The organism is Burkholderia sp. Ac-20384 (assembly GCF_017104605.1).
In the GTDB taxonomy this organism is placed as follows: domain Bacteria; phylum Pseudomonadota; class Gammaproteobacteria; order Burkholderiales; family Burkholderiaceae; genus Burkholderia; species Burkholderia lata.
Genome location: NZ_JAAGPE010000612.1, coordinates 1 through 1,991, shown reverse-complemented (window position 1 = coordinate 1,991; position 1,991 = coordinate 1). Strand labels below are relative to the sequence as shown.

Annotated in this window: 4 protein-coding genes and 2 pseudogenes; 3 read left to right on the top strand and 3 right to left on the bottom strand. The window is 54.4% G+C overall.

Annotation, left to right across the window (positions count from 1 at the left end):
* The 3 genes and pseudogenes from G3O00_RS44250 to G3O00_RS42275 form a co-directional block, all read left to right on the top strand.
* A partial coding sequence (locus G3O00_RS44250; RefSeq protein ID WP_346779036.1) for an IS3 family transposase occupies positions 1-95 on the top strand: 95 nt, incomplete at its 5' end.
* A gap of 53 nt (positions 96-148) precedes the next feature.
* A pseudogene (locus tag G3O00_RS43790) lies at positions 149-265 on the top strand (DDE-type integrase/transposase/recombinase); the annotation flags it as partial.
* Between the two features lie 257 nt (positions 266-522).
* Complete coding sequence (locus G3O00_RS42275; RefSeq protein WP_206146556.1) at positions 523-939, top strand: hypothetical protein; 417 nt, start codon at positions 523-525, stop codon at positions 937-939.
* 151 nt (positions 940-1,090) lie between these two features.
* Here the strand turns inward: G3O00_RS42275 and G3O00_RS42270 are convergent, their stop codons facing one another.
* The 3 genes and pseudogenes from G3O00_RS42270 to G3O00_RS44245 all read right to left on the bottom strand — a co-directional run.
* The gene (locus tag G3O00_RS42270; protein ID WP_206146555.1) at positions 1,091-1,354 is read right to left on the bottom strand and encodes a hypothetical protein; all 264 of its coding nucleotides are present in this window, start codon (positions 1,352-1,354) and stop codon (positions 1,091-1,093) included.
* 204 nt (positions 1,355-1,558) lie between these two features.
* Positions 1,559-1,765, bottom strand: a pseudogene (locus G3O00_RS43785) (IS66 family transposase); the annotation flags it as partial.
* Between the two features lie 130 nt (positions 1,766-1,895).
* A partial coding sequence (locus G3O00_RS44245; protein ID WP_346779005.1) for an IS3 family transposase occupies positions 1,896-1,991 on the bottom strand: 96 nt, incomplete at its 5' end.

Below are 1,991 nucleotides of genomic sequence, written 5' to 3'. Positions count from 1 at the left end.
ACTGGATCGAAGGCTATTACAATCGACAGCGCATGCACACGTCGATCGACTACTGCACTCCCGTCGAATACGAAACCGTACGCGCTGCTGCATGACATGCTGTACGTGAAAACGAGGCAGGGTCACTCAACGCGGGCGGGAAACACCGATCACGGTCCGGCAGAACCAATACCTGAACAACCTCGTCGAGCAGGATCATCGCCCCATCAAGCGCATCATTCGGCCGATGATGGGTTTCAAGAATTTCCGGTGCGCGCGCATCATCCAGAGGGCATCAAGGTGATGCACTGTTCTATTCGCGGGTCATTTAAACAATCCTGATAATGTCGGACGATGTTCGCCTCGTCATTCTTACCACGACAGAACCCTTGAGATTCAACTCAAGCGGCGCTGCCAGAGTGCGGCCGATTGCCTGTCCAGAGGCGAGGCGGTCAGCCTGACCGTCGACAGCCGCGGGATGAAGTTTGGCCGGGCCAGCGAATGGCATCGCCAGAAGTACGGTCGCGTCGCAGGTCAAACTCCGTGGCACAAGATGTGTTTGTCGACCGATCCGAAGTGAATGTCCACCAGATCGCGATCACCGAGGATAACGTCTCCGACGAGGCGAACCTGAATGCGATGCTGGCAATCGAGGCGAACGTCGACTGCGTGATCGCCGACCACGTATACTTCGGTATTGCGCCGACCGGGGCGTGGTCAACGTGTGGCGTGCTGCCGGTGATTTCGCCGCCGGCCAATGCGGTCGTTCACCATCAACTGGCGACGCGCTGGCACACCATTTCGTTTGGTACATTAAGGACGAGGGCATCCATGCATTCCGCGAACAAATACGGGTATGGTCAGCGCGCTTCGGCCGAGTCGCAGATCTCGCGAATCAAGCGTTGCATTGGCTGGCGATACCGACGCGCAAAGTCGAATCGCAGCAGCGCGACGGCGTGATCATTGCTAAGCTTCTGAACCGGTGGAATTTGTTCGGCAGGCCCTTTTTGCATCAAAAATGCATAGTTGCGCGCCCAACACACATAGTGTCTACCTTGCTGAACAAAACCCTATAATGGCATGAATTTATTGACACTGTCAGATTATATCTCTAATGAAAATATTCCTGCTCATCTTCGCCAAAGACGATGTGCCCTTCTTTTGCCGCAGCATGGATGGCGTCAAGAAATTGCGCAGCCGCAAGCGGACTGAAGCGAATCCTTTGCTTTTTTTGCGAACAAGCATCCTTCGACGAGCCACTGAAGATCACATCCATCTCCCCAGATGGGTACAAGGCTACCGAGATTGGGGCCGATATCGTTACGCGTGCGTCAAGTGGTTTGCACACATCTGGCATTTTTTCGTGATCTTCCATTCAGCGGCTCTCCATTTTCGGTATTGCGTAGCAAGGCCATGGCACCGGAAGCAGACATGCCGCGCTCACCGAGTGCAGTCTTACATCGTCCTCTTTGCCTCACCGACGCGGCGTCATAAACACGAAATTGCATTTCATTTTACGAACTCGTTGAAAATGAAGGAAGAGAATCCCGTGAAGTGTAGGTAGATCACCCACACCTGTTGGGGTGATGTCCAGTTGTTCGCTCACTTCCACGCCGATTTCGACGAGCACCGAGCCGTCGTGTGGGCACACACGCTTCGATTCCGGCAGTTCATAGCAAACGACTTCGCGCGCCAAAGCCAGATCGAGCGGTTTGCGCTCGGGCTTCTTACGCCCGTGGCGTGCTACCTGCGTTTCGGCTTCATCTTCCTCTTTCGCCGGCAGTGCTGCTGTTGAAGTTCGAAGTTTGTGCTGATGGCGTCCGCTGCAATGCCAATCGTGTCCATTAATTCTACTAACGCAACCATCTGCGGTCCTTGAACACTCGTGACCCTGCCTCGTTTTCACGTACAGCATGTCATGCAGCAGCGCGTACGGTTTCGTATTCGACGGGAGTGCAGTAGTCGATCGACGTGTGCATGCGCTGTCGATTGTAATAGCCTTCGATCCAGTC

Bases quoted from the DNA above. Each gene is read 5' to 3' on its own strand.
- G3O00_RS42270 (WP_206146555.1), bottom strand. From the start codon at position 1,354: ATGGAAGATCACGAAAAAATGCCAGATGTGTGCAAACCACTTGACGCA.